Annotated in this window: 3 protein-coding genes; all 3 read left to right on the top strand. The window is 47.9% G+C overall.

The annotated features are described in order from the left end of the window. Positions 1 to 198: hypothetical protein (locus VJ464_27465; protein ID HKQ08892.1), on the top strand; the 198-nt coding region annotated here is incomplete at its 5' end. Between the two features lie 252 nt (positions 199 to 450). After that, positions 451 to 675: a UPF0175 family protein gene (locus VJ464_27460; protein ID HKQ08891.1), complete on the top strand. Its 225-nt coding sequence runs from the start codon at positions 451 to 453 to the stop codon at positions 673 to 675. Then, positions 672 to 1,121 (top strand): DUF3368 domain-containing protein, encoded by a 450-nt coding sequence (locus VJ464_27455; GenBank protein ID HKQ08890.1) that lies wholly within the window; start codon positions 672 to 674, stop codon positions 1,119 to 1,121. Before VJ464_27460 ends, VJ464_27455 begins: the two co-directional genes overlap by 4 nt. Positions 1,122 to 1,402 lie beyond the last annotated feature (281 nt).

Raw genomic sequence — 1,402 nt, 5'->3', positions numbered from 1 at the left:
ACTAGTGGGAAACCGATGTTTCTTTATGTCATACGAGATGATGCGCCAGTTAAAGTTTCTGATATTGAACCTGACCCTGCTGGAAAGGCAAAGCTTGATAGTCTAAAGAGTCGGATGCGAAAAGACTACGTAGTTTACATGTTTGATACCGTTGAAGATATAGCGCGCCAAGTATACGAAGATTTGGGAAAACTCTAAGCAACTAAAATCCTACATCAATGGCAATAAGCAACTAAAATCCTACATCAATGGCAAAAGGCTTTCTTGGCAACGCACCTAACAACGACATGCACCGGAGCGCGGCAAGCGAGCTTCTTATGGCTACTTCAATGCAGCATGCCGCGCCCGGTAATGTCGAGCGTTAGACCCGCAAATCGGCCTTCGCTAATTGAATGATCAGCCGCATTCTTGAAATAGAAGAATCTGGATGCTAATAATGTGAGTACTATGATGAATACGGTCGAGATGACGGTGACCCTCCCATCTACTTTATCAGAAGATGAAGCCCGGCTGCTGCTTGCCATCAAGCTTTATGAAGTGAGCAAGGTATCACTCGGTCAAGCAGCAAAAATGGCTGGACTGTCTAAGCGTGCATTTATGGAGATGTTAGGCCATTACCGAGTTCCAGTATTTAACTATTCTCCCGATGCGCTGCGGGAGGAATTAGGCTTGTGAAAGAGCCGATAATCACGGACAGTACCTGCCTGATTGGACTTGAGCGCATAGGACATCTCGATCTGCTGCCTGCTTTATTCGAACCCATTATGATCCCGCCGGAAGTTGACAGAGAATTCGGGATCACATTAGCGTGGCTCAGAATAGAAGTGCCCTCTGATACCACAAGGGTAGCCACGTTGAAACTGCTCATAGATGATGGCGAGGCAGAAGCGATTGCATTAGCCGGCGAGCGTGGCGTGCGGCTAATTTTGGATGACCGCCAAGCGCGTTTAGTAGCTAAGAACTTAGGCATTCCGATCATCGGCACCGTAGGAGTTCTGGCGCAAGCGAAACAGGCTGAAATCATCGCATCACTCAAGCCAATTCTTAGCAAACTGGAAGCGAAAGGCTTTTACATCAGTAACGCACTCAAAGAAGAAGCGCTGCGGATAGTCGGAGAGTGAGACGCCCGAAAATCTCATACGCGAATTGTAAAGCTGTCGTGTCCACAAAAGCGGGTCTAACAAGGCGTTGCAGCGGAGGCCGTGCAGCGCAGCTCTCATGCATACTTTTATTGCCGCTCGGCGGCCCGGTGATGTGTGTTCGTTAGACGCCTATCGCCCGCCCTTGACCAATGATTTGACGACCTGTACTGTTAATCTGTACACATCAAAACAAGTAGGTGAGTGATGGCAATTCAAACGACATACACAAAGGCCAGAGCTAATTTCGCTAAACTATGCAA

Source organism: Blastocatellia bacterium, from assembly GCA_035275065.1.
In the GTDB taxonomy this organism is placed as follows: Bacteria; Acidobacteriota; Blastocatellia; order UBA7656; family UBA7656; genus DATENM01.
This window is presented reverse-complemented; position numbering and strand designations above follow the sequence as displayed.